This is a genomic window from Streptomyces sp. NBC_00259, assembly GCF_036181745.1.
GTDB classification, from domain to species: Bacteria; Actinomycetota; Actinomycetes; order Streptomycetales; family Streptomycetaceae; genus Streptomyces; species Streptomyces pratisoli.
Genome location: NZ_CP108080.1, coordinates 4,272,648 through 4,299,280 on the forward strand (window position 1 = coordinate 4,272,648; position 26,633 = coordinate 4,299,280).

The 26,633-nt window shown below is 69.8% G+C and carries 25 protein-coding genes and 1 pseudogene; 14 read left to right on the forward strand and 12 right to left on the reverse strand.

What is annotated here, in order from left to right; all coding sequences use genetic code 11:
* The first annotated feature begins 5 nt into the window (after positions 1-5).
* From OG766_RS19325 to OG766_RS19335, 3 genes are all read left to right on the forward strand, one after another.
* Positions 6-686: a GntR family transcriptional regulator gene (locus OG766_RS19325; RefSeq protein WP_266384288.1), complete on the forward strand. Its 681-nt coding sequence runs from the start codon at positions 6-8 to the stop codon at positions 684-686.
* Positions 683-3,244: a dolichyl-phosphate beta-glucosyltransferase gene (locus OG766_RS19330; protein ID WP_266381076.1), complete on the forward strand. Its 2,562-nt coding sequence runs from the start codon at positions 683-685 to the stop codon at positions 3,242-3,244. Before OG766_RS19325 ends, OG766_RS19330 begins: the two co-directional genes overlap by 4 nt.
* A gap of 81 nt (positions 3,245-3,325) precedes the next feature.
* A complete protein-coding gene (locus tag OG766_RS19335; protein WP_266384290.1) occupies positions 3,326-3,976 on the forward strand; it encodes a hypothetical protein in 651 nt (216 codons plus the stop codon).
* Between the two features lie 197 nt (positions 3,977-4,173).
* Here the strand turns inward: OG766_RS19335 and OG766_RS19340 are convergent, their stop codons facing one another.
* Positions 4,174-5,001 carry an SLATT domain-containing protein gene (locus OG766_RS19340; protein WP_266381077.1) on the reverse strand — a complete coding sequence of 276 codons (828 nt, stop codon included), beginning with the start codon at positions 4,999-5,001 and terminating at the stop codon, positions 4,174-4,176.
* Between the two features lie 296 nt (positions 5,002-5,297).
* Between OG766_RS19340 and OG766_RS19345 the strand changes: the two genes are divergently transcribed.
* From OG766_RS19345 to OG766_RS19380, 8 genes are all read left to right on the forward strand, one after another.
* Positions 5,298-5,642, forward strand: coding sequence for a YbaB/EbfC family nucleoid-associated protein (locus tag OG766_RS19345; RefSeq protein WP_266384292.1), 345 nt, complete (start codon positions 5,298-5,300; stop codon positions 5,640-5,642).
* A 55-nt stretch (positions 5,643-5,697) separates the two neighbouring features.
* Positions 5,698-6,297 (forward strand): recombination mediator RecR, encoded by a 600-nt coding sequence (gene recR / locus OG766_RS19350; protein ID WP_266381078.1) that lies wholly within the window; start codon positions 5,698-5,700, stop codon positions 6,295-6,297.
* Positions 6,290-6,958: a DUF5063 domain-containing protein gene (locus tag OG766_RS19355; RefSeq protein WP_266381079.1), complete on the forward strand. Its 669-nt coding sequence runs from the start codon at positions 6,290-6,292 to the stop codon at positions 6,956-6,958. Before recR ends, OG766_RS19355 begins: the two co-directional genes overlap by 8 nt.
* A gap of 175 nt (positions 6,959-7,133) precedes the next feature.
* Positions 7,134-7,886, forward strand: a complete 753-nt coding sequence (locus OG766_RS19360; RefSeq protein WP_328725862.1) for a hypothetical protein — start codon at positions 7,134-7,136, stop codon at positions 7,884-7,886.
* Between the two features lie 192 nt (positions 7,887-8,078).
* Positions 8,079-9,350, forward strand: a complete 1,272-nt coding sequence (locus tag OG766_RS19365) for an aspartate kinase (protein WP_266381081.1) — start codon at positions 8,079-8,081, stop codon at positions 9,348-9,350.
* A 43-nt stretch (positions 9,351-9,393) separates the two neighbouring features.
* The gene (locus OG766_RS19370; protein ID WP_266381082.1) at positions 9,394-10,443 is read left to right on the forward strand and encodes an aspartate-semialdehyde dehydrogenase; all 1,050 of its coding nucleotides are present in this window, start codon (positions 9,394-9,396) and stop codon (positions 10,441-10,443) included.
* Positions 10,444-10,731: 288 nt separating this feature from the next.
* Positions 10,732-11,487: a SigE family RNA polymerase sigma factor gene (locus OG766_RS19375; RefSeq protein WP_266381083.1), complete on the forward strand. Its 756-nt coding sequence runs from the start codon at positions 10,732-10,734 to the stop codon at positions 11,485-11,487.
* 317 nt (positions 11,488-11,804) lie between these two features.
* The gene (locus OG766_RS19380; RefSeq protein ID WP_328725863.1) at positions 11,805-12,851 is read left to right on the forward strand and encodes a hypothetical protein; all 1,047 of its coding nucleotides are present in this window, start codon (positions 11,805-11,807) and stop codon (positions 12,849-12,851) included.
* A 117-nt stretch (positions 12,852-12,968) separates the two neighbouring features.
* On the opposite strand, the gene OG766_RS19385 is transcribed toward OG766_RS19380, so the two are convergent.
* Positions 12,969-13,718, reverse strand: coding sequence for an SURF1 family protein (locus tag OG766_RS19385; RefSeq protein WP_266381085.1), 750 nt, complete (start codon positions 13,716-13,718; stop codon positions 12,969-12,971).
* A 66-nt stretch (positions 13,719-13,784) separates the two neighbouring features.
* The gene (locus OG766_RS19390) at positions 13,785-15,617 is read right to left on the reverse strand and encodes a S9 family peptidase (RefSeq protein WP_266381086.1); all 1,833 of its coding nucleotides are present in this window, start codon (positions 15,615-15,617) and stop codon (positions 13,785-13,787) included.
* 71 nt (positions 15,618-15,688) lie between these two features.
* Between OG766_RS19390 and OG766_RS19395 the strand changes: the two genes are divergently transcribed.
* On the forward strand, positions 15,689-16,594 hold the full coding sequence (locus tag OG766_RS19395) for a class I SAM-dependent methyltransferase (RefSeq protein ID WP_328725864.1): 906 nt from the start codon (positions 15,689-15,691) through the stop codon (positions 16,592-16,594).
* Here OG766_RS19395 and OG766_RS19400 read toward each other — a convergent pair.
* The 4 genes from OG766_RS19400 to OG766_RS19415 form a co-directional block, all read right to left on the reverse strand.
* Positions 16,576-18,408 (reverse strand): pectate lyase, encoded by a 1,833-nt coding sequence (locus tag OG766_RS19400; RefSeq protein WP_328725865.1) that lies wholly within the window; start codon positions 18,406-18,408, stop codon positions 16,576-16,578. The two genes, OG766_RS19395 and OG766_RS19400, sit on opposite strands and share 19 nt — an antisense overlap.
* Before the next feature lie 154 nt (positions 18,409-18,562).
* Entirely contained in the window at positions 18,563-19,102 is a 540-nt protein-coding gene (locus tag OG766_RS19405; RefSeq protein WP_266381089.1) for a GNAT family N-acetyltransferase, read from the reverse strand.
* 68 nt (positions 19,103-19,170) lie between these two features.
* Entirely contained in the window at positions 19,171-19,839 is a 669-nt protein-coding gene (locus OG766_RS19410; RefSeq protein WP_266381090.1) for a class F sortase, read from the reverse strand.
* Between the two features lie 64 nt (positions 19,840-19,903).
* Positions 19,904-20,287, reverse strand: coding sequence for a hypothetical protein (locus OG766_RS19415; RefSeq protein ID WP_266381091.1), 384 nt, complete (start codon positions 20,285-20,287; stop codon positions 19,904-19,906).
* Between the two features lie 398 nt (positions 20,288-20,685).
* On the opposite strand from OG766_RS19415, the gene OG766_RS19420 reads away from it, so the two are divergent.
* On the forward strand, positions 20,686-21,096 hold the full coding sequence (locus tag OG766_RS19420) for a VOC family protein (RefSeq protein WP_266381092.1): 411 nt from the start codon (positions 20,686-20,688) through the stop codon (positions 21,094-21,096).
* 61 nt (positions 21,097-21,157) lie between these two features.
* On the opposite strand, the gene OG766_RS19425 is transcribed toward OG766_RS19420, so the two are convergent.
* The 4 genes from OG766_RS19425 to OG766_RS19440 form a co-directional block, all read right to left on the reverse strand.
* A complete protein-coding gene (locus tag OG766_RS19425) occupies positions 21,158-21,670 on the reverse strand; it encodes a hypothetical protein (RefSeq protein ID WP_266381093.1) in 513 nt (170 codons plus the stop codon).
* A gap of 243 nt (positions 21,671-21,913) precedes the next feature.
* On the reverse strand, positions 21,914-22,375 hold the full coding sequence (locus tag OG766_RS19430; protein ID WP_328725866.1) for a hypothetical protein: 462 nt from the start codon (positions 22,373-22,375) through the stop codon (positions 21,914-21,916).
* Positions 22,376-22,456: 81 nt separating this feature from the next.
* The gene (locus tag OG766_RS19435; protein WP_443045512.1) at positions 22,457-22,909 is read right to left on the reverse strand and encodes an alpha/beta hydrolase; all 453 of its coding nucleotides are present in this window, start codon (positions 22,907-22,909) and stop codon (positions 22,457-22,459) included.
* Positions 22,910-23,211: 302 nt separating this feature from the next.
* On the reverse strand, positions 23,212-23,580 hold the full coding sequence (locus tag OG766_RS19440; protein ID WP_328725867.1) for a hypothetical protein: 369 nt from the start codon (positions 23,578-23,580) through the stop codon (positions 23,212-23,214).
* A gap of 116 nt (positions 23,581-23,696) precedes the next feature.
* On the opposite strand from OG766_RS19440, the pseudogene OG766_RS19445 reads away from it, so the two are divergent.
* Positions 23,697-24,829 (forward strand): annotated as a pseudogene (locus tag OG766_RS19445) (LacI family DNA-binding transcriptional regulator); the annotation flags it as partial.
* Between the two features lie 448 nt (positions 24,830-25,277).
* On the opposite strand, the gene OG766_RS19450 reads toward OG766_RS19445, so the two are convergent.
* On the reverse strand, positions 25,278-26,441 hold the full coding sequence (locus tag OG766_RS19450) for an ATP-binding protein (RefSeq protein ID WP_328725868.1): 1,164 nt from the start codon (positions 26,439-26,441) through the stop codon (positions 25,278-25,280).
* Between the last annotated feature and the right edge of the window lie 192 nt (positions 26,442-26,633).

Genomic DNA, 26,633 nt, shown 5'->3' on the forward strand with positions numbered 1-26,633 from the left:
ACACGATGCCCGCGAGCGGAGCTGTGACCCGCAACACCCTGCGGCAGCAGATCGCCGACGCGCTGCGTGACGAAGTCCTCGCCGGGCGTCTCCAGCCCGGCCAGGAGTTCACGGTCAAGCAGATCGCCGAGCAGTACGGCGTGTCCGCCACCCCCGTACGCGAGGCGCTCGTCGATCTCGCCGGCCAGGGACTGCTCGACTCCAACCAGCACCGCGGCTACCAGGTGCACCGATTCTCCGTCGAGGACTTCCGCGGCATGATCGAGGCCCGCTCGCTCATCGTCGACGGCATCTTCCGCGAGGGCGGTGGCCCGCGCGCCCACCTGGCGAGCGGCGTCGCGCTCGTCTCCGTACGCCGCCGCGCGGAGGAGGCGGCACGGGCCGCCCGCTGCGGGGAGCTGAACGTACTCATCGGCTACGACCTGCGGTTCTGGCGCGAGCTCGGCACCCTGGTCACCAACAGCTACATCGCCGACTTCCTGCACCGCCTCCGCGTCCAGTCCTGGGTCTTCGCCGTCCCCCACCTCCGCGCCGAGCCCGAGCTCGGCGAGTGGCTGTGGAGCGGGCACGAGGAGCTGGTCGACGCGATGACCCTCGGCGACGCCGACGCCATCCACGCCGTGATCGCGTCGCACGACGACCTCGCTCTGAAGTGGGCGGACCGCCTGGAGCGGCAGTCGGCGTGACCTCCGCGAACGTCTCGAGCGCCGCCCTCGCGGCCACCTCCGACCCGGCCGTCGACCTCACCGTCGTCGTCCCGGCGTACAACGAGGAAGCCCGCCTGCCGCTCACCCTGGACGCGATCAGGGAGCATCTGAACGCCGACCCCGGCCGCTGGGGCACGTGGGAGCTGATCGTCGTCGACGACGGCTCGACGGACGGCACCGCGCGCGTCGCCCGGGAGGCGGCCGCCGAGGATTCCCGAATCCAGGTCGTCACCTGCGACCGCAACCGCGGCAAGGGCCATGCGCTGCGGCTCGGCGTCCTCTCCTCCTACGGCCGTCGCGTCCTGCTCACCGACGCCGACCTCGCCACCCCCATCGACGAACTGGACCGGGTCGACAAGCAGCTCACCGCGGAGGGCGGCGGCGCCGCCATCGGATCGCGCGCCCACCCCGACTCCCGTATCGAGGTGCACCAGCGCCCGCTGCGCGAATGGCTCGGACGCATGGGGAACCGGCTGATACGCGCGGTCGCCGTACCCGGTGTCCACGACACCCAGTGCGGCTTCAAGCTCTTCGACGGCGACAAGGCGCGGGCCGCCTTCGCCGACTCACGCATCGACGGCTGGGGGATCGACGTCGAGATCCTCAGCTTCTTCCGGCGGGCGGGCTGGCGGATCACGGAAGTCCCGGTGCGCTGGGCGCACCGCGCCGGTTCCAAGGTGCGGCCGGTGGACTACGCGAAGGTGCTGCTGGAGCTCGGACGCCTCAAGGCGCGCACGGGCCGAGCGCTCACCCGATCCGCGGGACCGGGGCGTGGCCTGCGACGCGCGGACCTCGCCGTCCTCGGCCTCTTCCTCCTCGCCTCCCTCCTCCTCTACAAGAACCTCTGGTCCGACCTGGACCGCGGCTATCTCGCCGACTCGATGCAGGACCAGAACCAGTGGGAGTGGTTCTTCGCGGTCACCGCGGACAACGTGGCCCATCTGCGCAACCCGCTCTTCACGACCCTCCAGGGGCATCCCGACGGCGTGAACCTGATGGCGAACACGGTGATGCTGGGACTGTCCGTCCCGCTCGCCCCCGTCACCCTCGCCCTCGGCCCGACCGTCACCTGGGCCCTCGTCCTCACGCTCGGCCTGACGGCGACGGCGTACGCCTGGTACCGGCTGATCGCCCGGCACCTCGTCGCCGGCCGGGCCGTGCGCAACCGCTGTGCGGCCGCACTCGGGGCCGCGCTCTGCGCCTTCGCGCCGCCGATGATCTCGCACGGCAACGCCCACCCCAACTTCCTCGTCCTGTTCATGATTCCGGTGATCATCGACCGGGCGCTGCGGCTGTGCGAGGGGCGCCGGGTGGTGCGCGACGGGGTGCTGCTCGGCCTGTTCGCTGCGTACCAGATCTTCCTCGGCGAGGAACCGCTGCTGCTCGCGGCCGTCGGCATGCTGCTCTTCGCGCTGTCGTACGCGCCGGCCCGCCGCGACGTCGCCCGAGTGGCGTGGCGGCCGCTGCTGAGCGGGCTCGGTATCGGCGTGGCCGTCGCCGTCCCGCTGGTGGCGTTCCCGCTGTGGTGGCAGTTCTTCGGCCCGCAGAGCTACACCGACGTGCTGCACGGCGACAACACCTTCAACAGCCCGCTGTCCTTCCTGGAGTTCTCGGGGCGGTCGCTGCTGGGGGACGAAGCGCGGGCGGATCTCCTCGCCATGAACCGCACCGAGCAGAACGCCTTCTACGGCTGGCCGTTGGTGGCGTTCACCGTGGCGGTGGTGGTGCGCCTGTGGCGTCTGGCGGTGGTCAGGGCGCTGGCGTTCACCGCCGTCGCGGCCGCCTTCCTGTCCCTGGGCGTGCACTTCCGCGTCCCGTACACGGACATCGTGCTGACCGGACCGTGGCGATGGCTGGCCGACCGGCCGCTGTTCGAGTCCGTCATCGAGTCACGGATGGCGATGATCTGCGCCCCGGCGCTCGGCATGCTGGTGGCGCTCGCGGCGGACCGTCTCCTCGCGACGCCCGTACGTGTGAACAGGCTGACCGGACTCGCCGCCCTGGCCGCCGCGCTCGTCCCCATCGCGCCGACCCCGTATCCCGTGCGGGAGCGCCCGGAGATCCCGGCGTTCGTCGCGGACGGCATGTACCGCGAGCACCTCGGGCCGGGCGAGACCCTGGTCCCGGTCCCGCTGCCGGACCCGGGCAACGCGGAGGCGCTGCACTGGCAGTCGGCGACCGGGCTCGGCTTCCGGGTGCCCGGTGGATACTTCAACGGGCCCTGGGGCCCGGACCGTATCGGCATCTACGGTGCTTCCCCCCGCCACACCTCCAACCTCCTGCGTGACATCCGCTACGGCGCCCCCGTACCCGAGATCGGCGCCAACTGGCGGGCCCAGGCCCGTGCGGACCTGGAGTACTGGCGGGCGGGGGTGGTGGTGCTGCCGCCGCAGGACAACGACGGGCCGCTGCACGAGGCGGTCGCGAAACTGCTGGGCAGCCCGGGGGAGCGCATCGGCGGAGTGTGGGTATGGGATCTGCACACCCTCGATGACGATTCCGACGCCGATTCCGATTCCAGCGCCCGCGACGGCTGACTGTGCGCGATGTGCTAGTAGCACTACGCTGTCCCGACCATCGCACAACCTGGTACGACTCCGATGGAGAGCGAGCCCGTTTTGGCCTGTGACCTCTGGCTGGTCCCCCTCGTCGATGTGCTGTGCCACAGCCCCGACAACCCCTTCGCCGAGGAGATCGCCTCGTACGACAAGGCCCTCACCGAGGCCGGTCTGCCCACCGTCCCCGTCTTCGCCTACATGCCCGGCCTCTCGGGGGATGTCGCCCCCGTCGCCGGCTTCGACTACGACGCCCTGCACTTCCTGCGCCGTGCGTATCTGCTCCAGATCTGCGGGCTGGCGGTGACGCCGGTCGACGAACTGGGCGGTGACTACGAGCAGCTCCTGGAGATGTTCGAGTCCACGGCCCAGGAGTCCCACCTGGTCTGGCACTACGACCACGCGGGCGCCTACGTCCCCGTCGACTTCCCCGAGCCCCTGTCCAACGAGGACCTCCTCGCCGGCGGCGGCCCCCTCGGCTCGTCCCAGGGACTGCTCCGCGAACTCGAGTACGTGGCCCCTGCGATCGGGATCGACCCCGCCAATCCCCCGTCCGCCCCGGCGCCTCCGTCCCGCCCCACCTCCCTGGAGGAGCCGGCGGGCCCCATCCCCTACGACGACAGCCCCTTCGCCCGGGAACGCCACGTCTGGCTGGGCCTGCACGCGGCGGCGACCCGCAGCCTGGGACAGGGCTCGATGATCATCTTCAGCTGAGCCGTCGTCGAGCCGGACGTGCGGCCGACCTGTCTCTGCACCTGGTCCCGCGTGCGCGCCTGCATGCCTTCGTATCTCCGTACCTGCGTGCCTGCCCGCCTGCCCTGACCGCCTGCCCTGACCGCCTGCCCTGCCCCTGCCCGGCGCGCGCTGCGCCCGGCCGCCGGGCTGCCAGGCCGCCGGGTCGACGGACCGCGTTACCGCGCCTCCGGCGGGCGCTGCCTCGGCATGTTCGGACGGGTCGGCGGGGACAGCGGGAAGCGGCCCGAGGGATGGGCGGGGTCGGGGCGGGGCTGGGTGGTCGCCGACTGCATCAGCAGAGGCGCGGGGCCCGCGCGGAATTCGATCATCCAGTCGGCGGTCTCGGTGCGGACCAGGTCCGTGAGGTCCTCCGAGAAACGGCGCAGCACGTTCAGGCAGCGTTCCGCCGCCTCGCCGGCCGTGCCCTCCGTGGGGCCGAGGACCTCCCGCACGCTCTCGGAGGCCCAGTCGAACTGGAGCGCCTGGAGGCGGCGGTGCACGGCCTGGGCCGTGGCCACGCTCCTTATCCAGCCCGTGGTCAGGCCGAAGTACCGGTCGCAGGCCAGACAGGCCGCGCCGAGCAGCAGCGAAAGGTAGCCCCAGCTCGCCGCGCCGGCCAGCACGTCCGTGAGGTCCAGCAGGGGCAGCGCCGCGCCCGCGACCGCGCCCAGCGCCGTCCCGGCGCGCAGCGCGCGGGCGCCACGGCGCTTGCGGACGCGGTCGGCGAGATACCAGTCCGCGGTGCGCAGCGCGTTGGCCTCCACCCAGCGGTACAGCTCGTCGAGGCGCTCCGCCGGCTCGCCCCAGTCACCGAGCGGGAACGGCCGTCCGGCCAGGTCACGGACCCGGTCGTGGTCGCGGTCACGGACCCGATCACCGTCGCGGTCGCGGTCGCGATCGTTGCGCGCGGTGCCTCCGGAGCCCGGGGCACCGCCGTTCGCCGGGACCCCGACCCCGTCCTCCTCCCGGGCCGACCCCCCAGGCTGCATCTCCGGCTGACTCACCGGGGCACTCCTCTGCGCTCAGCGTGACTGCGTACGTAACCTGCTAACCCTGCGTGACGTGCGATGCGCGCGTGGGTACTGGTGCGTACGGTCTTCCTACCGCCGAATGGTGGGCCGCGGGAGCGAAATCCCGGTATTTCCGCCCGCACGGGGGTCTTGATCCGGTAGAGGAAGGACGGCCCTTCCCGCCTGGAAGTCACTCGAAAGAGTTGGTGCCCACTGGGCGGGGCATGCCGCCCTGCGACCACGTAGGCTCGGTTTACCGAACAATCGTCGTCGAAATGCCAGGAGTGACCGTGATTCCCGGTGGTGGGCAGCCCAATATGCAGCAGTTGCTTCAGCAGGCCCAGAAGATGCAGCAGGACCTCGCCCGTGCGCAGGAGGAGCTTGCGGCGACCGAGGTCGAGGGGCAGGCCGGCGGAGGTCTCGTGAGGGCGACCGTCACCGGCTCCGGTGACCTGCGGGGCCTCGTCATCGACCCCAAGGCCGTCGACCCCGAGGACACCGAGACCCTCGCCGATCTCGTCCTCGCCGCCGTCCAGGCCGCCACCGAGAACGCGCAGCAGCTGCAGCAGCAGAAGCTCGGCCCGCTCACCCAGGGACTGGGTGGCGGCAGCGGGATCCCGGGACTGCCCTTCTAAGGGGCGGACGGACCAACTACCGTAACCATCAAAGCGTTCTCAGAGAGGCGTTCCGTTGTACGAAGGCGTGGTTCAGGACCTCATCGACGAACTGGGCAGGCTGCCCGGCGTCGGTCCCAAGAGCGCGCAGCGGATCGCCTTCCACATCCTCCAGGCCGAGCCGACCGACGTCCGCCGCCTCGCCCATGCCCTGCTCGAGGTGAAGGACAAGGTCCGCTTCTGCGCGGTATGCGGAAACGTCGCGCAGCAGGAACAGTGCGCCATCTGCCGGGACGCGCGCCGCGACCCGGCGGTCATCTGCGTGGTCGAGGAGCCCAAGGACGTCGTGGCGATCGAGCGGACTCGTGAGTTCCGCGGGCGTTACCACGTGCTGGGCGGTGCGATCAGCCCGATCGAAGGTGTCGGCCCGGACGATCTGCGCATCCGCGAACTGCTCGCGCGGCTCGCGGACGGCACGGTCACCGAGCTGATCCTGGCGACCGACCCCAATCTCGAGGGCGAGGCCACCGCGACGTACCTGGCGCGCATGATCAAGCCCATGGGGCTGAAGGTGACGCGCCTCGCCAGCGGACTTCCCGTTGGCGGCGACCTGGAATACGCCGACGAGGTCACGCTCGGGCGTGCCTTCGAGGGGAGACGACTTCTCGATGTCTGACGCAACGCTGCACTCCGCCACGCAGGACCCCGACGACTTCGCGGTACAGATCGCCGACTCGATCGAGAGCTTCATCGTGGCCACCACGGAAGTGGCGCGCGGCGACGAGCCGGACAGCGCGGTGCCCTTCCTGCTGCTGGAGGTCTCGCAGCTGTTGCTCGCCGGCGGTCGGCTGGGCGCCCACGAGGACATCGTTCCCGAGGAGCGGTACGAGGTGGACACGGGTCCCGACCTGGACGTCGACGAACTGCGTGAGCGGTTCGCCCGGCTCCTCGACCCGGTCGACGTCTTCTCCGAGGTCTTCGACCCGTACGAGCCGCGCAAGGCACCGGTGCCGTGCCGGATCTCCGACAACCTCGCGGACATCGTCGCCGACCTGGGCCACGGCCTGGCCCACTACCGCGCGGGCCGCACCACCGAGGCGCTGTGGTGGTGGCAGTTCTCGTACTTCTCCAACTGGGGCCCGACCGCCTCGGCGACGCTGCGCGCACTCCAGTCCCTGGTCTCGCACGTCCGCCTCGACCAGCCGCTGGAGGAGCTGGACGGGCTGGACACGGACGAGGACCTGCCCGAGGACGCGCTCGCGGAGGAGGCGGGCCGGGTGATGGCCCAGGAGATCGCGGGCCCGCTGGGGCTGCGGGCGGTCCGCGCACCGCGCTGATCCGGCCCCGTAGCGGGAGGGCTGTAGCAGGAGCGCTGCAGCAGGAGTGCTGTAGCAGAAGCGAGACCTTCGGGACGGAGCCACCGCCTCCGCCGGGCTGTACGTTGACGGTCCATCAAGCCGTTCGATCTTCAACGTCCTTCCCTCCTCCCCTCCTCTTCCTTCGGTGGTCCTTGTGAGACGTATGCAGAGGGCGCGAGTGACCGCTGCCGGTACGGCGGTCGTGGTGGCGGCGCTCCTGGCGGGCTGTGGCCCGGCCGCCGGCGAGGCGAAGGCCCCGGCCGCGGTGCCGGGGTCGCCGTCCTCGGAGCCGCCCCAGCCGCTGCCGCTGACCCCGGCGCACACGCCCCCGGAGTCGATGTCCCCGCCGGCCGGGGCCGGGCCGTCGGCGACCGTCACGCCCGCTCCCGTCACCAAGCCGTCCGCTCCTGCCTCCGCCCTCACCGCCGCTCCCGCGCGGCGGACCGTGCTCAGCATGTTCGCCTCCACCGCCGGTGGCCGGATCGAGCTCGTACGGGGCGGTACCGCCAAGGAGTTCACCGTCTCCGTCCACAACGGCAACGCGCGTGCCTACGCCGAACTGGCCGTCGCGTTCCAGATGGAGATCATGGAAAGCACGGGCGACGGTCCGGCCCCGGCCCGGAACGGGCTCGTCCTGGAGCGCCGCGATCCCGCCACGGGACGCTGGAACTCCGTGGAACTCCGCGTGGCCAACGACGTCCAGCCCCACTGGCTCGTCCCGTCCGGCTCCCCGCTCGCCCGCGACGCCTCCCGCGTCGAACGCTTCCGGCTGCGTGCCGCGGTGAAGGGCCCCATCGGCCGTACGCCACTGATGATCAAGATCGTGGACACGGCGGCACCGGCGGAGGCGGCGTACGACACCGCCGTCCCGGCCCGTACGTCCCTGACGGTCTCCGTCGGTATGTGAGGCCGCCCACACATCCGCGTACCACGCCGTCCCCCGGGCAGACACATCCCGGGCAGCCCGGCGCTTGTCCGCGGGTCACTTCGTGAGCGGGACATCTCACGGAGTGATACGGGGAGGGTGAATCCGGGCTGCTCGTTAAACTGACGCCGACCGCAGTAATGACTGCGGCAGAAGACCGAGCGAGGAGCGCACGTGGGCCTTGTCGTGCAGAAGTACGGAGGCTCCTCCGTTGCGGATGCCGAGGGCATCAAGCGCGTCGCCAAGCGAATCGTCGATGCCAAGAAGAGCGGCCACCAGGTGGTCGTCGTGGTCTCGGCGATGGGCGACACGACGGACGAGTTGATCGATCTCGCCGAGCAGGTTTCCCCCATTCCTGCCGGGCGTGAGTTCGACATGCTGCTGACCGCCGGAGAGCGGATCTCCATGGCTCTGCTGGCGATGGCGATCAAGAACCTGGGCCACGAGGCCCAGTCGTTCACCGGGAGCCAGGCAGGCGTCATCACCGACTCGGTCCACAACAAAGCGCGCATCATCGATGTCACGCCGGGCCGTATCCGCACCGCGCTGGACGAGGGCAACATCGCCATCGTCGCCGGCTTCCAGGGTGTGTCCCAGGACAAGAAGGACATCACCACCCTCGGCCGGGGCGGGTCGGACACGACCGCCGTCGCGCTGGCCGCGGCGCTGGACGCCGAGGTCTGCGAGATCTACACGGACGTCGACGGTGTGTTCACCGCCGACCCGCGGGTGGTGAAGAAGGCCCGCAAGATCGACTGGATCTCGTTCGAGGACATGCTGGAGCTCGCCAGCTCCGGCTCCAAGGTGCTGCTGCACCGCTGCGTGGAGTACGCACGCCGATACAACATCCCGATCCACGTCCGCTCGTCCTTCTCGGGGCTGCGGGGCACCTGGGTCAGCAACGAACCGCAAGGGGACCGCAAGGTGGAGCAGGCCATCATCTCCGGTGTCGCCCACGACACCTCCGAGGCGAAGATCACCGTCGTCGGCGTGCCGGACAAGCCGGGCGAGGCCGCCGCGATCTTCCGCACCATCGCCAACAACGAGATCAACATCGACATGGTGGTGCAGAACGTCTCCGCCGCGTCGACCGGTCTCACCGACATCTCCTTCACCCTCCCGAAGACCGAGGGCCGCAAGGCGATCGACGCGCTGGAGAAGACCAAGAGCGCCATCGGGTTCGAGTCGCTGCGCTACGACGACCAGATCGCCAAGATCTCGCTGGTCGGCGCGGGCATGAAGACCAACCCGGGCGTGACGGCGTCGTTCTTCGAGGCGCTCTCCGACGCCGGTGTGAACATCGAGCTGATCTCCACCTCGGAGATCCGCATCTCGGTCGTCACCCGCGCGGACGACGTCAAGGAGGCCGTCCGCGCCGTCCACACCGCCTTCGGCCTGGACAGCGACTCCGATGAGGCCGTCGTCTACGGAGGCACCGGCCGGTGACCGCTCTGCGCGCGGCCGCCCTGCGAGCGCCGGTGGTCGCGCGATGAACCGCAAGCCGGCTCTGGCGGTCGTCGGAGCGACCGGAGCCGTCGGTGCGGTGATGCTCCAGATCCTGTCCCAGCACGCGGACGTCTGGGGTGAGATACGCCTGATCGCCTCGCCGCGTTCGGCCGGCCGCAAGCTGGCCGTGCGCGGCGAGGAGACCGAGGTCGTCGCGCTCTCCGAGGAGACGCTGACGGGAATCGACGTCGCGCTGTTCCTGGTGCCGGCCGAGGTGTCCGCCCAGTGGGCGCCGATCGCCGCCGCCAAGGGCGCGGTGGTCGTGGACAATTCAGCCGCTTTCCGGCTGGATCCGGATGTTCCTCTCGTCGTGCCCGAGATCAACCCGCACTCCTTGCGGGTCCGGCCGCGCGGCATCGTCGCGAGCCCCGGGTGCACCACCCTGGCCATGATCGTGACCGTGGGGGCGCTGCACGCCGAGTTCTGCGTGGACGAGCTCGTCGTCTCCGCGTACCAGGCCGTCAGTGGGGCCGGGCAGGGCGGCGTCGAGGCGCTGCGCACCCAGCTCGCGCTGGTCGCGGGCACGGAGTTGGGCACCTCTCCCGGCGATGTGCGCCGTGCCGTCGGCGACGGCGTCGGCCCCTTCCCCGCCCCCATGGCGCTCAACGTCGTGCCGTGGTCCGGGGCGCTCGCGGCGGACGGCTGGTCCTCCGAAGAGCTGGCGATCCGGGACGAGACCCGCAAGATTCTTTCCCTGCCCGAGCTGCGGGTGTCCGCGACCTGCGTCCGTGTGCCGGTCGTCACGTCCCACTCGGTCTCCGTGCACGCGCGCTTCGAGCGCGAGGTCTCGGTGGAGCGGGCCCACGAGATCCTCGCCACGTCGCCGGGCGTGGTGCTCTTCGACGACCCGGCGGCGGGTGAATTCCCCACGCCGGCCGATGTAGTGGGCACCGACCCGACCTGGGTCGGGCGGGTCCGGCGGGCCATGGACGACAGCCGGGTGCTCGAACTCTTCGTGTGCGGTGACAACCTGCGCAAGGGTGCCGCGCTGAACACCGCCCAGCTCGCCGAGGCCATCGCCCGGGAATTTTGATCCCCCGATGTAGTAGAACTTTGTAGGATCTGTGCGCACCCTGTGATCAAGTCGCTGGTACGTACCACTTGAAGTGGGGTGATGGCATGTTCGACGATGCATTCCCGTCCTTGTGCAACCGGTTGCTGTGCGGGAAGCGTCTATGCGGTCGTCCCTTCGCGGTGCCGCGATAAGCCACAATAAATGGGGCATTGGTGAAAAGCGGGTGCGCATGAGGGCATACGGTGCATCGTCAGTATCGGTGGTGTGCGCGTACAACCCTGACGGGGGGCAGCGTGTCCAACAGGCGTGGCAGAGGTTCTCGACATCACCGCGGTGGTCCCCGTTCGCGGCAGGGCAGTGGTCCCGGCCCGCGTCGGCGTGCTCCCGTCCCGGGGCACCGGCGCGGCTGCGGCCCGCGGCGCTTCCGTCCACCCCGTCCGGCCGTTCCGCGCTCCCCTTGCCGTCGGCAGGGGTCCGCGCGGCGGGATGCCGGTGATCGCTCCCATGCCCGCTGCTCGCCCCTCCCGCATACCGTCGCAGCGCGAAGGCGCTGACGACGCGATGGCGGCGGGCACCACAGTCGATCTCCTCACCGAGACCTACCGTGCCCACTACCGGTCGCTGCTCGGTCTCGCGGCCCTGCTGCTCGACGACACCGCTTCCTGCGAGGACGTCGTCCAGGAGGCCTTCATCCGCGTCCACTCGGCGCGCAGCCGCGTCCGTGACCCCGAGAAGACCCTCGCCTATCTGCGGCAGACGGTCGTCAATCTGTCGCGGTCCGCGCTGCGCCGGCGGATCATCGGGCTGAAGCTGCTCTCCAAGCCGATGCCCGACATGGCGAGCGCCGAGGAGGGCGCGTACGACCAGCTGGAGCGGGACGCGCTGATCAAGGCCATGAAGGGGCTCCAGCGGCGTCAGCGAGAGGTGCTCGTGCTCCGCTACTTCGCGGACATGACGGAGGCCCAGGTCGCCGAGACGCTCGGCATATCCCTGGGCTCGGTGAAGGCGTACGGCTCACGGGGCATCGCGGCGCTCCGCGTCGCCATGGAGGCCACGGCATGACCAGGCACGAACGCGGGCACGAGCAGGGACGGGACGACCATCCGTCCCGTGATACACACGACGGGTCCCGCGATGCGCGGGACGAGAAGCACACGACTGAGCGGTACGGGCCGGACGGGCCGTTGAACGACCGGACTGGAAACGAGATTGTGAACGACGGGCCGCGGAACGGAATGGACGATCACGGGTTCGGGGGTGAGACACCCCGGGGTGGCGGGCCGTCCGGCCAGGACACCCCGTTCGGCCACCTGCCGGGCCGGGACCGGTTGCTGCGGGACGTGCTGGGCCCGGGCGCTGCCGGAGCGTCAGGAGTCTCGGTGCCGGACGCGTCCGCCTCGGACGGCCTCGGTCAGGACGCACTCGGTGAGGACGATCTCGGTCAGGACGAACTGGCCCTGCGGCGGATGCTCCGCGGCGCGGTCGTGGACCTCGAACCCTCCGAGGGCGCCCTGGACCATCTGCGCCGGGCGGTGCCCGCGCGGCGTGCCCGCAAGCGCCAGGCCCTGGTCGGCCTCGCGGCCTCGGTGATCCTGCTGGGCACCGCCGTCCCCGCGTTCGTCCATGTGGCCAGTTCGGGCGGCCTCGACGACCTCCCCGTGAACGCCGGCCACGGCGAACAGGCCCAGGGCGGCACCGGTGAGGACGAGAGCGACGACGGCGGCGAGGTCTGGAACGGCGACTCGGCCGGGGTGCAGCCCAGCGCTCCGGGCGCTCCGAGCGCGGCGGTGGAGTCACCTTCCCCCGGCACCGACTCGACGGGCGACTCGACGGGCGGCACGACCGCGCCGACGGACAGCGCCGTCGTCTCCACTCCCGCCTGCGAAGCCGGTCAGCTCGGTGTGAACTCGGCCCAGGCCGGGGCGCCCGAAGCCGACGGCAAGGTGTACGGCACGTTCCGCATCGCCAATGTCTCCGGAAGCGAATGCTCGGTCGCCGCGGCCGGCGCCGTGAACTTCCAGCCGAGGGGCGCCGCCGACCCCACGAAGATCAATGTCGTGACGCACATCACCGGAGACGCGGCGGGCGGACTCCCCGACCCGTCCGAGGAGATCAGCGCGGTGGTCCTCAAGCCGGAGGCGGCGTACGAGGTGAAGTTCGCCTTCGTCCCCTCGGAGACCTGTCCCACGACCGGTCCCTCACCCGACCCCTCGCCCTCGGACGGCGGCTCCTCGGGCACGACCGACGGCGCGGCGGGCACGACCAGCACCGAGGCCCAGCTCCTCGGCGAGGAGGGCGAGGGAACCGCGGACGGCAGCATCGCGGTGACCCACACCCCGGAACCGGGCGGCCCGAACGCCGAGGCCACGATCCCGAACGCGTGCGCCGGCACGATCTACCGCACGGGCATCCTCAGCGCCCCCTAGCCGCCGGGTGCCGGTGCCGGTGCCGGGTGCCCGGTGCCGGACGCCGGGTGCGGGCGGGTCCTGGGTAGGGGCTGCCGGGCCGGGTGCTCGGACGCCGGGTGCGGGGCTGAGAGGGGATCAGGCCGGGTCGAGACCCAGCGCCTCGTCCTTGGCGGCTTCCGCCTCGCGCCGCACGAAGCGGAACCACATGAACAGCACGAAGCCGGCGAAGGCGAACCACTCCAGCGTGTAGCCCAGGTTCTGGAACGCCTTGAGGTCGAGCGCGCTGCCCTGCGGCGCCGCCGCCGGCACCGGCCGCATCCCCTCCGGCGCCGTGGACAGGGTGATCCACCCGTCGTACACGTCGTCCGGCACGAGATTCACCAGTGAGGCCGCGCTGATCATGCCGAGCTGACCGCTCGGCAGCCCGCCCGCGGTGTGCACCCCGTCGCTGTTCTGTGTCTCCGAGGCCTGCAGCGCGCCGGTGACCGTCACCTCGCCGACCGGAGCCGCCGGTGCCTTCGCCCCGGTGGGCAGCCAGCCCCGTACGACGGGCAGGGCCTTGCCGCCGTCGGTGCGCAGCAGCGTCAGCACATACGACCCGCGCTCACCGTTCAGCTCGCGGCCCGGCACCAGGAACTGCTTCCCGTACCGCCCGCTGGCCGTGGCGTGCCTGCCTGATGTGTCCTTGTCGACGGGCAGCAGGTCATCGAGCGGCGCCGCGCCCTGCTTCGCCGCGTCCGGGCGCCGCTCGGCTTCCTGGTGCGTGTCGACGCGGGCCTCGAACCGGCCGAGCTGCCAGGTCCCCATGAAGATGCAGAAGGGGATCGCCAGCGCGACGAACGCATTGATGCCCCACCAGCGGGGCGTCAGCAGGAACCGGTACACCCCTCCACGGTACGGAACGCTCCTCCCCTCCTCGCTGCCGGGTCCCGGCCCTCGCCGGGACACGGCCTAGCGCAGATGCCTCTCGGCGAAGTCCAGCTCGAGGCGCACCTGCTTGATCCGTTCCTCCACCACCAGCGAGCCGTGGCCCGCGTCGTACCGGTACACCTCGTGGTCGGCGCCGCGGGCCGCGAGGCGGTCCACGTAGTTCTCGACCTGGCGGATCGGGCAGCGCGGGTCGTTGACGCCGGCCGAGATGTAGACCGGGGCGGTGACCGCGTCCACATACGTCAGCGGGGACGAGGCCTCGTACCGCTCCGGCACCTCCTCCGGTGTGCCTCCGAGGAGGGTCCGGTCCATCGCCTTCAACGCCTCCATCTCGTCGTGGTACGCCGTGACGTAGTCCGCGACGGGCACCGCGGCCAGTCCCAGTGCCCATGCCTCCGGCTGCGTACCGAGCCCGAGGAGGGTGAGATAGCCGCCCCATGAGCCGCCCGCCAGGATCAGCTTCGCCGGGTCGGCCACCCCGGAGGACACGGCCCACTCCCGGACCGCCGCGATGTCCTCCAGCTCGATCAGCCCGACCCGGTGCTTGAGGGCGTCCGTCCACTCCCGCCCGTACCCGGTCGACCCCCGGTAGTTGACCCGCACCACCGCATAGCCGTGGTCCACCCAGGCCGCGGGCCCGGCCGCGAAGGAGTCGCTGTCGTGCCATGTCGGACCGCCGTGGATCTCGAAGACCGTCGGGAACGGGCCCTCTCCGGCCGGCCGCTGCACCAGCGCGTGGATACGGCCGCCGGGCCCGTCCACCCACACGTCCTCCACGTCGACCGACCCGGGCGCCTTCATCCCCGGCGGGTCCAGCACCTCGCGGCCCGCCGTGGAGCGGACCTTCGGCGGCTGCGCCGCGGACGACCACAGGTACTCCACCGTGCCGTCCGGCCGCGCCGTCGCGCCCGAGACCGACCCCGCCGGGGTCTCCACCCGGGTCAGCTCGCGCGTCGCCGGGGTGAAGCGCCACAGCTCACTGCGCGCCTCGAAGGTGTGCGCGATCAGCAGCGCGGAGCCGTCCGGATACCACTCGGCACTCACATCGCCCGGCAGGTCGATCGCCAGATCGCTCTGCTCGCCGGACGCCACGTCCCACAGCATGGGCTCCCAGCGTCCGCGTCGCTGGTGGCCCACCAGCAGCCGGGTGTCGCCCTCGACCGGGGCGAAGCCGAGGACCTCCAGCCCCAGCTCCACCGAACCGCCCTCGGTGTCGTCCATCTCGGACACCGTCGAGCCGTCCAGCCGGACGACGCGCAGTGCCGAGTGCATCGCGTCGCCGTGCTCGGTGTGCTCTATCGCGATCAGCGACCCGTCGTGCGAGAGGTCGCCCACGCCCGCCGACTCCCGGTGCCGGTAGATCTCGACCGGGTCGGAGCCGGGGGGCACGACATGGATCGTCGTGCCGTCCTCGTCGGTCGAGCGGCCCACCACGGCCGTGCCGTCCCGGCCGAGCGCCAGCCCCGCGCTGTAGGAGGCGTCGAGCCCGGGCGCGGCGGGCTCGTCCTGCCCGCCGCCGAACGGCTGCCGCATCCAGACCCCGAACTCGTCCCCGTCCTTGTCCGAGAACCACCAGATCCACTCGCCGTCGGGTGTGAGTATCCCGTCCGTCGTCCCGTTCGGCCGGTCGGTCACCTGGCGCTGTTCGCCCGTCGCGCGGTCCCACGCATACAGCTCGTACGTCCCCGTCGCGTTCGAAACGAAGAGGGAGCGGTGCGGGGCGTCCTCCGCCCAGTCGGGCAGCGAGACGCGGGGCGCCCGGAACCGCTGCTCCCAGGCCGGCATGTCCGCGGGCACGGCCACGGGCACGGTGGTGGGCGCCTCGGACGCCGTGGATTCGGTGATCTCAGTCATGCCCACCATTCTGCGCCGCCCCGCCCACAAATCGTTCGCGTCGTCCGCAGCCTGTGGATAACCTCCGCGACATGTACCCTCCACCCCCTCCGGACTGGCGGGAGGCGAACCGTTCCCGCTGGGACGAACGGGTCCCGATCCACCTCGCGGGCGACTTCTACGACCTCGACTCGTTCCGTGCCGGCAAGGACTCGCTGCGCGACTTCGAGACGGCCGAGGTCGGCGACGTCACCGGCCGCTCCCTCCTCCACCTCCAGTGCCACATAGGCCTGGACACCCTCTCGTGGGCCCGCCGCGGCGCCGCGCACGTCGTCGGCCTCGACTTCTCCGAGCCGGCCGTCGACGCCGCGCGCTCGCTCGCCGCCGACGCCGGCCTCGGCCCCGACCGGGCCGCCTTCGTCGCAGCCGACGTGTACGACGCCACGGAGTCCGTGCCCGACTCCTCGTACGACATCGTCTACACCGGCATCGGCGCGCTGAACTGGCTCCCCGACATCGTCCGCTGGGCCGAGACCGCCGCCGCGCTCGTCGCCCCGGGCGGATTCCTCTATCTCGCCGAGTTCCACCCGCTGACCGACAGCCTCGACGACGCCACGGGCTCACACGTCACGCACGACTACTTCGCCCGTGACGCCTGGGTGGACGAGTCGCCGGGCACGTACGCGGACTTCGACGCGCGGACCGTCCACAACCGCAGTGTCGAGTGGCAGCACCCGATCGGCGAAGTCGTCTCGGCCGTCGCCGCGGCCGGTCTGCGCATCGACTTCCTCCACGAGCACGACGTCACGCTGTTCGAACGCTTCGGCGCGCTGAAGCGGCACGAGGACGGCTGCTTCCGCTTCCCGGCGGACCGTCCCCGTATCCCGCTGATGTACTCACTCAAGGCGACGAAACCCGTTCACGGCACGCCGGTTCACGCTGCGCCGGGTCACGCCGCGGCGCTTCACGACGTGGCGCTTCACGACGCGGCGACGTAGGCGATGAGCTTCGCCATGTTGCCGGTGTAGGTGGAGGTCGTGATCCCCTCGGCGCTCTCGCGCGGCTCGTACGGCGGCTCCGCCGGAGGATCGCTGGGGTTGTAGGGGGAGGTGTCGTAGGTGTCGCCCACGTGCTTGCTCATGAAGGCCGTGCCGTCGTACGGGGTCGCGGGAGCGGGACCCCGGTACGGGTTGGTCGTGGTGCCGATGGGGCCGAGCCAGTGGTCCTTGGCGCCGAGACCGACCACGAGCGCGTCCGCCTGCGCGTCCGTCACGTCGGGCAGGGGCAGCGGCGCCTCCCGGAAGAGGTCGGTCAGTTCGAGATCGCGGATGCCGAAGTACCGGGGGAGTGCGTACGGCCGCCCGGGCGCGAGCGGGGACCTGGCGCGCAGCTCCGCGACCTCGGCGCGGCTCATGGCCATCAGCTCGTCGTACGTCGACCTCAGACCGGCGATGTCGACCGAGCGGCCGCCGGAGTAGTGGCTGAGCGTGTTCCGGTGGTCGTGGTCGTAGTAGTAGGCGCCGTTGCGGATGTTCGACCCGAAGCGGTGGACGAAGCGTGCGCGGTTGCTGCCCAGTTCCACGAAGGTGGGATGGGTGCTGTTCCTCAGCAGCGGGTTCTCCTGCTTCTGTTCGCTGCTGAGCGGGCAGCTCTCCAGCCAGGCGATGGCCTCCGGCACCCGGCGCAGATAGGCGTGGTCGCCGGTCAGCCGGAAGTAGTGGAAGAGCTGGCGGATGTTGGTCTGGGTGGTGTGGGTGGTCAGCGCCCGTGGTTCGTAGGAGCGTGCCCCGGCCGGGGCGCCGGCGGGGCGGCCGTTCACGGCGTGGGCGAGATGCTGGAGCCCCCAGCCCGCCTGCGGTCCGGGCTGCTGCAGCCGGTGCAGACAGGCCATGGCACGCAGCACGGGACGGGTCAGGTCCCGCCGCCCCAGCGCCGAGGCGCACATGAGCAGGAACTTGATGTTCTCGCCCAGTACGTCGTCGTTGAAGGTGACGTGCCGGGTGTAGTCGCCGTCCTCCATGCCGTGCCCGACATCGGCGGGCAGCCAGGACGGCCGGTCGTCGGGCCAGGGCGTCTCACCGACCGAGCCCGAGAAGGCGGGGAAGCGCTGCGGCCAGCCGCCGTCCGCCGGGCCGCCCCGCAGCTGTGCCCTGAGCAGGAAGTCGATCACGCGGTTCAGGGAGGCCTTGAACGCGGGGTGCCCGCGCTCCACGTACAGCCGCAGGATCAGCTGCGCCGCCGTGGAGGTGCCGGCGTCGTCGAAGGTGGCGTTGCCGTAGTAGTGCTGGAACTCCTCCAGCCGCCAGCCGTTGGCGCCGATCGTGGCGTACCACTCGCGCAGCGACGACTCGCCGGCGAAGTCGTGGATGTAGTTCCAGCCGCCGATGGGCAGTTGCGCCCGGACCAGCGCGAGCCCGGTGCGCTCCGCCGCGCGGTAGAACGCCTCGTCGCCGGTCGCGTGGTACGCGTCGAGCAGGCTGTGCCCGACGGTGGGTGTCCCGGGCGGCTGGACCCAGCACATGGTGCGCCTGGCCTCCATCTCGCCCCAGATGGTCGACAGATCGGGCAGATAGCTCCACACGTATCCGCCGCGATACGAGACATGTTCATCCATGAAAACGGCGGCACGTCTCATCGCGCGCCGGACGCCCTGGGTGCCGGCGGCGGGACGCGTACGTGTGGCGGGCGCTTCGGCTGCCTGCGCCGGACCGGACGGCAGCCCCGACAGTGCGCCGAGGAGTACGGGTGCGGCGGCGAGACGGCCGAAATTCCTGCGTGTCATGGGCGTCTTGGGCGTCTTGGGCTGCGTCATCGGGTGCGCCTCCAGGCATGACTGACCGCGGGTGCGGTGGCGGGGGAGTGGCGTCTTCCCTTACGCCTATCATTGGCGCTTCGGCATGCTCAATAGTTCGTACCCATGAAGCTTGTTCAAGTTCATGAACGACCTGGTGGCCGGCCCGAAGGGGTTACACGATGTTCGGGCTGCGCCGCTCGACGAGGACGACGTCGCGCCAGACGCCGTGATGGCGGCCGATGCGTTCACGCGTACCGATGACGCGGAACCCGGCGCGTTGATGGAGGGTCAGGCTGGCGGTGTTCTCGGGGAAGATGCCCGACTGGATGGTCCAGATGCCCGCGGCCTCGGTGGAGACGACGAGCCTGTCGAGCAGGGCGCGGGCGACGCCCTGTCCGCGGGCGGCCGGGTGGACGTACACCGAATGCTCGACGACGCCGACGTAGGCGCACCGGTCGGAGACCTTCGAGACGGCGACCCAGCCGAGCACCTTCCCGGCACGGGCTCCGGCTTCGGTCCCCGCCTCGGCTCCCACCCCCGCTCCCGTTCTGGCGCCGGAGCCCTCGGCTCGCAGCGCGACGAACCGATGGTCCGTCAGTCTGGCGGCGTCGAAGTCGGACCAGGCCGGCGCCCGGGTCTCGAAGGTGGCGTCGCCTTCGTCGATGCCGAGCCGGTAGATGTCGAGGACCTGCTCCGCGTGAGCGGTGGTCATCGGGATGACGATCACGGCTGCCCCTCCACTGTTCCCCGAGGACTCTATGCGGAGGGAGGTGAGGGGTGTCACGACGTACGCTTCAGCGTCGCGTAGACGACGACGTTGCCGAGGTAGCCGGCCTTCTTGCGGTAGCCGCCACCGCACGTGATGATCCGCAACTGAGGGGCGGCGGCGTTTCCGTACACCTTCTGGTTCGGGAACGTGCGCTTCGCGTAGACCTCGACGGCGTCGACGGTGAAGAAGGCCGTCCGCCCGTCCAGGCGTGTGATCTCGATGGCGCTTCCCTTGGTCAGGGCGCCGAGCCGGAAGAAGACGGCACGTCCGGTGGGGGTGTCGACGTGCCCGGCCACGATGGCCGCGCCGCTCTCGCCCGGCGCGGGACCCTTGGAGTACCAGCCGGCGAACCCGGCCTTGTCGGCAGGCGGGACCTCCAGCGCGCCGCTCTTGTTCAGCGCGAGATTCATCATGGGCGCGTCGACCCGGATGGCGGGGATGCGCAGCCTGACCGGAACGGAACGCGGGCGGGACCCGGGCGGGCCCTTGGGCGCCTTGGCGACGGGGGCGGGCCGTTTCGGCCCCGGTTCACCGGCCGCGGGTGAGGCATAGGCCTGGGCGGCGGACGGCTGGGGAGCCGTCTCGCCGCTCAGCCCATGGATCACCAGACCGATGCCGACGAACAGCGTGATGCCGAGAGCCCAGGTCGACCTGGAGGGCGGAGTCTGCGTGCGTCCCATAGCGGTCCGGGCTTCGGTCTCGATGTACGGAGGGGCGGTTGGCGACGGCCGGAGCCGCCGGCGCTCAGGCGGCCGGTTCGCTGCCGTGACGGCGCCGCATCGTCAGCAGACCGCCTGCCGTCGCGGTGAGGATCAGCGCGGCACCGATGGCCACCTCCGTGCTGTTCAGCCCGTCGGCTCCACCGAACCCGCCGCTCACCGCTCCACTGGGGCGACGGGCGACCTCGAACTCGGTGTCGACACGGACCCCGGGAGGGCACTTGACCGTAATGGCGTAGGTCCCTTCCTTGGCGTTGGCCGGAACGGTGAAGTTGCCCTCCAACTCGCCCTCGCGGCCGCTCTCGACCAGATTGATCTGGCCGCCGGCCTCCGACTGGCCCTTGGCGTACGTCGCGTCCGACGCACAGATCGACGTACTGACGGTGATGGTCGAACCCGGGTAACCCACCTCGGGACTGACGCTGACTTCGGACCCTTCGGCCACTGCTGCGGGAGCCGAGATACCAAGGGCAACCATGGCCAAGGCACTACCGGCGAGAAGACGTGCAGTACGCATTTCACCACCCTCCGACGGGCGCGGGTCAGGACTCGTTGCCCCGACGAGGACGCCGCGCTCAGGAGGAAAGGCAATCAGTTCTTGTGATCAAATTACTGCTGCGAAATGACCGGGCGAATGCGCGTCGTACTACCGTCGTGCCATTCCCACAGGTCGCAGGGGTCGCAATAGGCTCATGGACGGAATATCGAAACGGCGTAGCGAACGGGTGGCGACACGCGTGTCCGCCGCGACCGTCGTACGACGGACCCCCGACCTCACGTGCCTGCGCCGGCAACCAGGGAGACACCATGGGCATCCTCGACAGCGCCGGCGTGGCCACCAGACTCCCCGCCCAGGACCTGGACAGAGCCCGACGCTTCTACGCGGAAAAGCTCGACCTCGAACCCATCGACGAACGCCCCGGCGGCCTGCTGTACCGCTGCGGGGACGCGGACTTCGCTCTCTTCGCATCCGCGGGGGCGTCCCCGGGCACCTTCACCCAGATGGCCTTCGAGGTCGACGACCTCCGTGCCGTCGTCGACGAGCTCGAACGGCGGGGCGTGGTCTTCGAGGACGTCGACCTCCCTGCCATGAGAACCGTCGACGGCATCGCCGAGATCCAGGGGAACTACCCGACCAAGCTCGCCACGGGCGAGTACGGCGCCTGGTTCCACGACAGCGAGGGCAACCTCCTGGGCATCGGACAACCGATCCGCTGACCGACGCCGCACCGCGTGCGGTCGGCGGTGTCCGCTCTCGTGAACCGTCACCCGTCGGGCCTCACAGCTTGCCGGTGATGACTCCGCGCCAGGTCCACCCCGCGCCCAGGACGGTGTCCTGCAGAGGGCTCTTCAGGTCGGAGCTGTCGAAGCTGAACGTCTCGGTCGCTTCGAGGCCACCGTCTTCGCCCCCGCCGAGCGTCCAGCGCTTCGAGACCGTCTGCACCTGGCCACGTTGGGCCTCGGCCGCGATGGCCGGCCTCGGGGTGTCGCCGTCCCACGTGACCTCGTACTGCTGGTCGAGACAGCGGACTTCGTTCTTCTCCTGGACCAGGCGCATACGGACCTGGAACACCCGACTCACCTGTGTGCGGACGAAGAACGTCTGCCAGGCCGGGTCCAGGATGCGCCACTCGGCCACCAGGTCAGCGCCTTCCTCACGGCCGTCCCTGACGATGTACGGGACGTCATCGCGATTGAGGCTGAGCAGAGCACCATGAACCTCTGCGGCGGATCGCGGGCTTACACCGTCCGCGGGGCGCTTGGTTCCGGTCAGCTTGTCGAAGAGTCCCATGAGATCAACATATGGAGACTCGGATTGCCGGTGCAAGATCCGCCGCTCCCGTGGGGCGCGCTACGGCGCCCATGATCGCGTTTCGCACCAGATCGACGACATTCGTGACAGCGATGGTGGCGACGCCATGCCTGACTCGACAATTGTTCGAGTCGCTGCCCTAACTGCCTGGGCTGATGATCGGGCACGCCCCTCACTCAAATGAGTGCCAGGGCCACGCACCCATGACCAGCCGTCCGATCCTCAGAAACGTTCGACCTCTTCGCCGTCCGGGACCTTGTAGCAACCGGACACTAGGTCGAGGCTCAGCTTCGGCGGGTCATTCTTGGCCATTTTGATGACCTTGACGCTGACCTTCTTCTTGTCGTTGTCGGCGGTCAGGCTGATGCTTCTGTTCTTGCTGTTATTCGGTCCGTATTCGACGATCTCCCACCCCTGCTTGGGCAGTTCTCTCTTGAGCCGCTCCATCGCCTCGTCGAGGTCGCTCGCCGAGGCGGGGGTGAAGCTCCACGGATGGAAGATGCGGAAGTATGTCTTTGTGTCCTTGCCTGAGCAGTCCATCACTCCTGGGAGGCTTTCTGACGCTTTTCCCTTCACGCCAATCAGGTCGTAGATACCGCTGGAGACCTTTTCCATCGTGTCGGCGGCGTCAAGCGAGGTGCTCGTGCCTGCGGACGGGACGCCATCGCTCTTGTCGTCAGTCATGCCGCATCCGGTCAAGATAGTGAGTACAAGTGGTACGGCGAGCACGGAGGCACGCGTTCTGGTCTTCACGTCTGAGCTCTCCTACTTCGAACGCAATACTTCTTCACTCGTCAATGGGTTGGTCGGCGGCTTCAAGTCCACTTCATCGCCCTTCCCCACTACCAGCAGGGCCTGATTCTTCAGACTTGTCGACCCCTCATCCCAGTAACCGCTGTGGCCTTCGGTGTCCGTGGTCATCTGGTTGGCGCCGAATTTCTCATCGCTGGGAATTCTGAAGTTCAAGCCGTCCCCGCCGTGTCCATAGCGGCCGAGATCCGGGACCACGTCCCCCTTGGCTTCCTCGTTCCACACATGGCCCTTGGGGACATCCATGCCATCGGCACCCGACACCTTGACGCCGGGGCTGCCCGCGAAGACGAGGTCATCGGCGTTGAGGTCCCCTGTCTCGGCCGCCGCGCCGACCAGGAGCCGCATCGCTACGGACTGCCGATCGGTCACATCGGCTTTGATCTGTTCCCACTCGTCCCATGCCATGCGTAGCCCCCGTTTCCCCCTGTGGATCACTCCAGCAAAGAACACTACATCGCACCAGCAACACACAGCCCATGAGTACCTGTACCTATGCGAATGGGCACCTGCCCCGGGACTGTAGAAAGAACGGCCCTGTCTCACATTCGGTGGTAGCGGAGGGTGGCGCAATCCGAGGAGGATGCGGTGGCGGAGGAGGGCGAAGCCTGCTCTGCCTACAGGCTGGCGTAAGCCAACCTGCCTCAGTACCGGTCAACATGCCGACAGAGATCACGCTGTTGGTACCCGCCGAGGGTGTGCCAAGCCATCTACGGAAAGTCGGTCCGAAGCGCGGCCAAGCCCGCTTTGGCGAGTCGGCAGCCCTGGTATTCAGGGTCGGTGTGCGGTTCCTCGAGCCAAGCAAGCTTGCAGCGGCGGAACACCCTGTAGTCGACGCCGAACACGACTTCGCCATGCAGGTTGGCTGCGCGCTGTCGCCAGCCGGTACGGGTAGGCGCAATGGTGTCCTGCCATGAGGTGTTCAGCTGGGGTGGGTTGGGCCAGCCCATGCGCTGGCCAGGCGCCCTCGGCTCATGGCGCAGTTGCATGCGTAACGGCTCAAGGCTGTACGCGCGCCCTAACTTGCGGGATTGCTGAGCGAGTCGCAGTGCCGCTTGCCGGTGCTCATCAGTGGCCATGGCGTGCATGGTGCCGACGTAAGCCTCGCCGCACGCTTGGCCTCGCCCGGCACGGCCAGGTACCGCCAGCCGACCACCTACGCATTACGAGTTGTCCGCTCTTTGGTCCGGCCGGAGCCGCGTCCAGCGTGAAGGCCTGGCACGGCACGCTGCACCTCATCCTCGCCGACGCCGTGGATGAAGAACTTCGCGACTCCAACCCGACCACCAAGCGGCGCGGCCGGGGCAAGCGCGCCGGCCGCTCCCGGATCCGGGGTCCCGAGAATGTGGTGACCGATGCTCTCGGCGTCCTCCTGACAGCCGAGCGGGCCTCGCTGCTGTCCGGTCGCGACGACGAGTTCGTGGCCGTGGTCCTGAAGGGCTACACGGGCATACGGTGGGGCGAAATCGTCGGCCTGGAGCGCAAGTTCGTCCGCCCCGCCTCGGTGCGGGTGGAATGGCAGCTCTACGAAATCGACACGGGGGAGTCCGAGCGTTGCCCGGCCAAGGACGACTCCTATCGGACCATCGACACGCCCAAGTGGCGCAGGTCGCAAGCCACATTGCCCCGACAGAGTCGGCACCCTGTCCGTGCCCCGAGCACGCCTATGTGTTCCGTGGCCACAGTCCCGCCAACGGAGCTGCGCGGCACGTCGGCGCGAAGCTGGTCGACGTCGCCCGCCAGGCCGACGTCTCCGCGGCAACAGTCTCGAACGTGCTGAACCGGCCGAAGGTCGCGGAGCGGACGCGGACCAGGGTGGAGACAGCCATCGCGGAATTCGGCTACGTCCGTGCGGGCCAGTCAGCAGAGACGGCGGCGCACTGACGGCGGACCGGATTTGCGACCCGGTTGTTCCAGCCGGCCACGACGGGCTGGTACCCGAAGAAGGCCCCGCAGGAGTCGCGTCCCCGTGCCGGTGATGGCGGGCCCTGGCCGGGAGTGCCGGCGCGGGGCCGGTAGGCATCTGGCCGTGCGGACGCGTGCTGGCTGCCGATCGCGCGAAGCCTCACTCCGCCTGGGCTCAGGCACTGCCATAAGACGGTCATGGAGGAGCTCGGAATCCCGCCCAAGCTCATGGACGAACGCATGGGACACGAGGACGGTTCGGTGCAGGCGCGCCACTCGCAGATCACCGCGCGGATGATCAGTCGGCTCATGGGTGAACTGACCGAGCAGTGGGAGGAGGAGTCGTTGCAGGCGCGGTTGGCCATGCATCCTCGGTCCTCGGTGCGTGCGCTCGATGCCTTGCTGAGAGCGCGCCAGGGGTGACACTCGGGGAGTGGATTTCCTTGATCCACTCCCCGTTCACTCCCTAGAGGCCCCGAGGAACGAGTCAGGGCCGGTCCCCCGTGAAGGAGAACCGGCCCTGACCTGGTGTTTTAGCTGTCGGGGTGGCGGGATTTGAACCCACGACCTCTTCGTCCCGAATGAGGTTCGGTCAAGATCGCTACCTGGGGATCTTGGTAAACGTGCAGGTCAATGACTTGGTGTGGGTTGGTGGGGCGAGGTTTCGCGGGGGCCCACGAGGAAGATCATCTCCCAGGGTTCTCCCAGCGCCTGGTGCTTGGCACGGCGCTCGGTTCGCGGGTGCGGTGGGAGTTGCGTTGCGCGAGCAAGTTCGCCCGTGCTTGGCGCTGATGTCCCATGTCGCCGAGCCTCGAGCACGTACGGCACTTGCTTGGCCGCCGGCTGCGCTCCGCGTGGACCGCGCTGTCGCTCAGTTCCTACCGGCGTCCGGGATGATCCGGCCGACGACGGCCGCGGCTTGCTCCGGGTGTTCCTCCATCCATCTGCCGAGGTGCTCCCGGAGGGCCTCGTCGCAGCAGGTGCGTACTGCGGTGTTGCCGAGTACATCGCGGGTGGCGCCCTCGAACGAGGGATGGTCCAGCTTCACCGACACGACAGCCGTCAGTCCCTCGCAGACCCGGTCGGCGCTGAGATCGAGGTCCGTCGCCGTTAGTAGTTGCCGCTCCCGTGCGTAGGCGTTTACCGCGCCCGCCACTCCGTCGCGGAAGCCCACTATGTGTGTGCCGCCGCCGGGGGTGGGCTGGCTGTTGGCAAAGCTGCGGATCCGCTCCTCGTGAGAGGTGCACCACCGCAGGGCCACCTCCGCGGTCCCTGCCATCCGTAGGTCCTCCCACTGGAAGGCAATGAGGTCCGGGTGCGCGGGCGTCCTTGCTGAGGCGTCAAGGAAGGCAATGAAGTCTTGTGTCTCGCCCAGGAACCGTACCGACTGGGGCTCGCCCGGAGGACGTGTGTCGGTCAGAGAGATGCCCAGGCCCCGGTTCAGGAAGGCCAGTTCCCTGAAGCGTTCCGCCAGCACCGCGAACGAGCACTCCACGGTCTCGAAGATGTCAGAGTCGGGCCAGAAGGTGATGGTCGTCCCACTACCGGACGCCGGCCCTACGGCGGTGGGCGGGGCGACGGCGACGCCGCGCACGTACTCCTGAACCCAGCAGGCGCCATCGCGCCGCACCTCGGCAGTCAGGCGGCTCGACAGAGCGTTGGTGATACTGGGCCCGATGCCGACCAGGCCCACGGTCGCGGTGTTGCGGTCGGCGGGCTCCATTCCGGCGTACATGCGGGTCAGCAGAGCTTCGAGGTCACTGGCGCCATCCGCGTCCTCGGTGACCTCGACGGGAACACCCGGCCCGTCGTCGGCGACCCTCACGCCGCCATCGGGCGTGAGGGTGACGTCGACGGAACTGGCGCTGCCGGCCAGGACCTCGTTCACGGCCCGGCCTACGACCTCGAACACCGCCTGGTGCAGGCCGCGTTCGCCGGTCGATCCTACGTACATCCCGGGCCGCTTCCGAACGGCTTCCCTTCCCTCCAGCACCGTGATGTGTGTGGCGTCGTACGGGTTGGCGTTCTCACTCACGAAGTCCCCCTTCGACCGTATCCAGCAGTGCTGCCCAGCCTAGGGAGATATCCGGAAAACGCCAGGTCAGAGATGGTGCAGCGAGGGCATAGGCGGGCGGGTGGTCGTCTGCCCGGATGCAGCTGCCCCAGGGGGCGAGGTGGACCCGGAGATTGCAGTCAGACCCCGACCGTGGCCGCGTACGGCCCCTTT

What these genes read in the sequence shown, in the direction of transcription:
- OG766_RS19440 (WP_328725867.1), bottom strand. Translation starts at nt 23,580, where the DNA reads ATGGCCACTGATGAGCACCGGCAAGCGGCACTGCGACTCGCTCAGCAA.
- OG766_RS19355 (WP_266381079.1), top strand. Translation starts at nt 6,290, where the DNA reads ATGTCTGACGCAACGCTGCACTCCGCCACGCAGGACCCCGACGACTTC.
- OG766_RS19435 (WP_443045512.1), bottom strand. Translation starts at nt 22,909, where the DNA reads ATGGCATGGGACGAGTGGGAACAGATCAAAGCCGATGTGACCGATCGG.
- OG766_RS19370 (WP_266381082.1), top strand. Translation starts at nt 9,394, where the DNA reads ATGAACCGCAAGCCGGCTCTGGCGGTCGTCGGAGCGACCGGAGCCGTC.
- OG766_RS19405 (WP_266381089.1), bottom strand. Translation starts at nt 19,102, where the DNA reads ATGACCACCGCTCACGCGGAGCAGGTCCTCGACATCTACCGGCTCGGC.
- OG766_RS19410 (WP_266381090.1), bottom strand. Translation starts at nt 19,839, where the DNA reads ATGGGACGCACGCAGACTCCGCCCTCCAGGTCGACCTGGGCTCTCGGC.
- OG766_RS19390 (WP_266381086.1), bottom strand. Translation starts at nt 15,617, where the DNA reads ATGACTGAGATCACCGAATCCACGGCGTCCGAGGCGCCCACCACCGTG.
- OG766_RS19325 (WP_266384288.1), top strand. Translation starts at nt 6, where the DNA reads ATGCCCGCGAGCGGAGCTGTGACCCGCAACACCCTGCGGCAGCAGATC.
- OG766_RS19430 (WP_328725866.1), bottom strand. Translation starts at nt 22,375, where the DNA reads ATGACTGACGACAAGAGCGATGGCGTCCCGTCCGCAGGCACGAGCACC.
- OG766_RS19400 (WP_328725865.1), bottom strand. Translation starts at nt 18,408, where the DNA reads ATGACGCAGCCCAAGACGCCCAAGACGCCCATGACACGCAGGAATTTC.
- OG766_RS19425 (WP_266381093.1), bottom strand. Translation starts at nt 21,670, where the DNA reads ATGGGACTCTTCGACAAGCTGACCGGAACCAAGCGCCCCGCGGACGGT.
- OG766_RS19420 (WP_266381092.1), top strand. Translation starts at nt 20,686, where the DNA reads ATGGGCATCCTCGACAGCGCCGGCGTGGCCACCAGACTCCCCGCCCAG.
- OG766_RS19395 (WP_328725864.1), top strand. Translation starts at nt 15,689, where the DNA reads ATGTACCCTCCACCCCCTCCGGACTGGCGGGAGGCGAACCGTTCCCGC.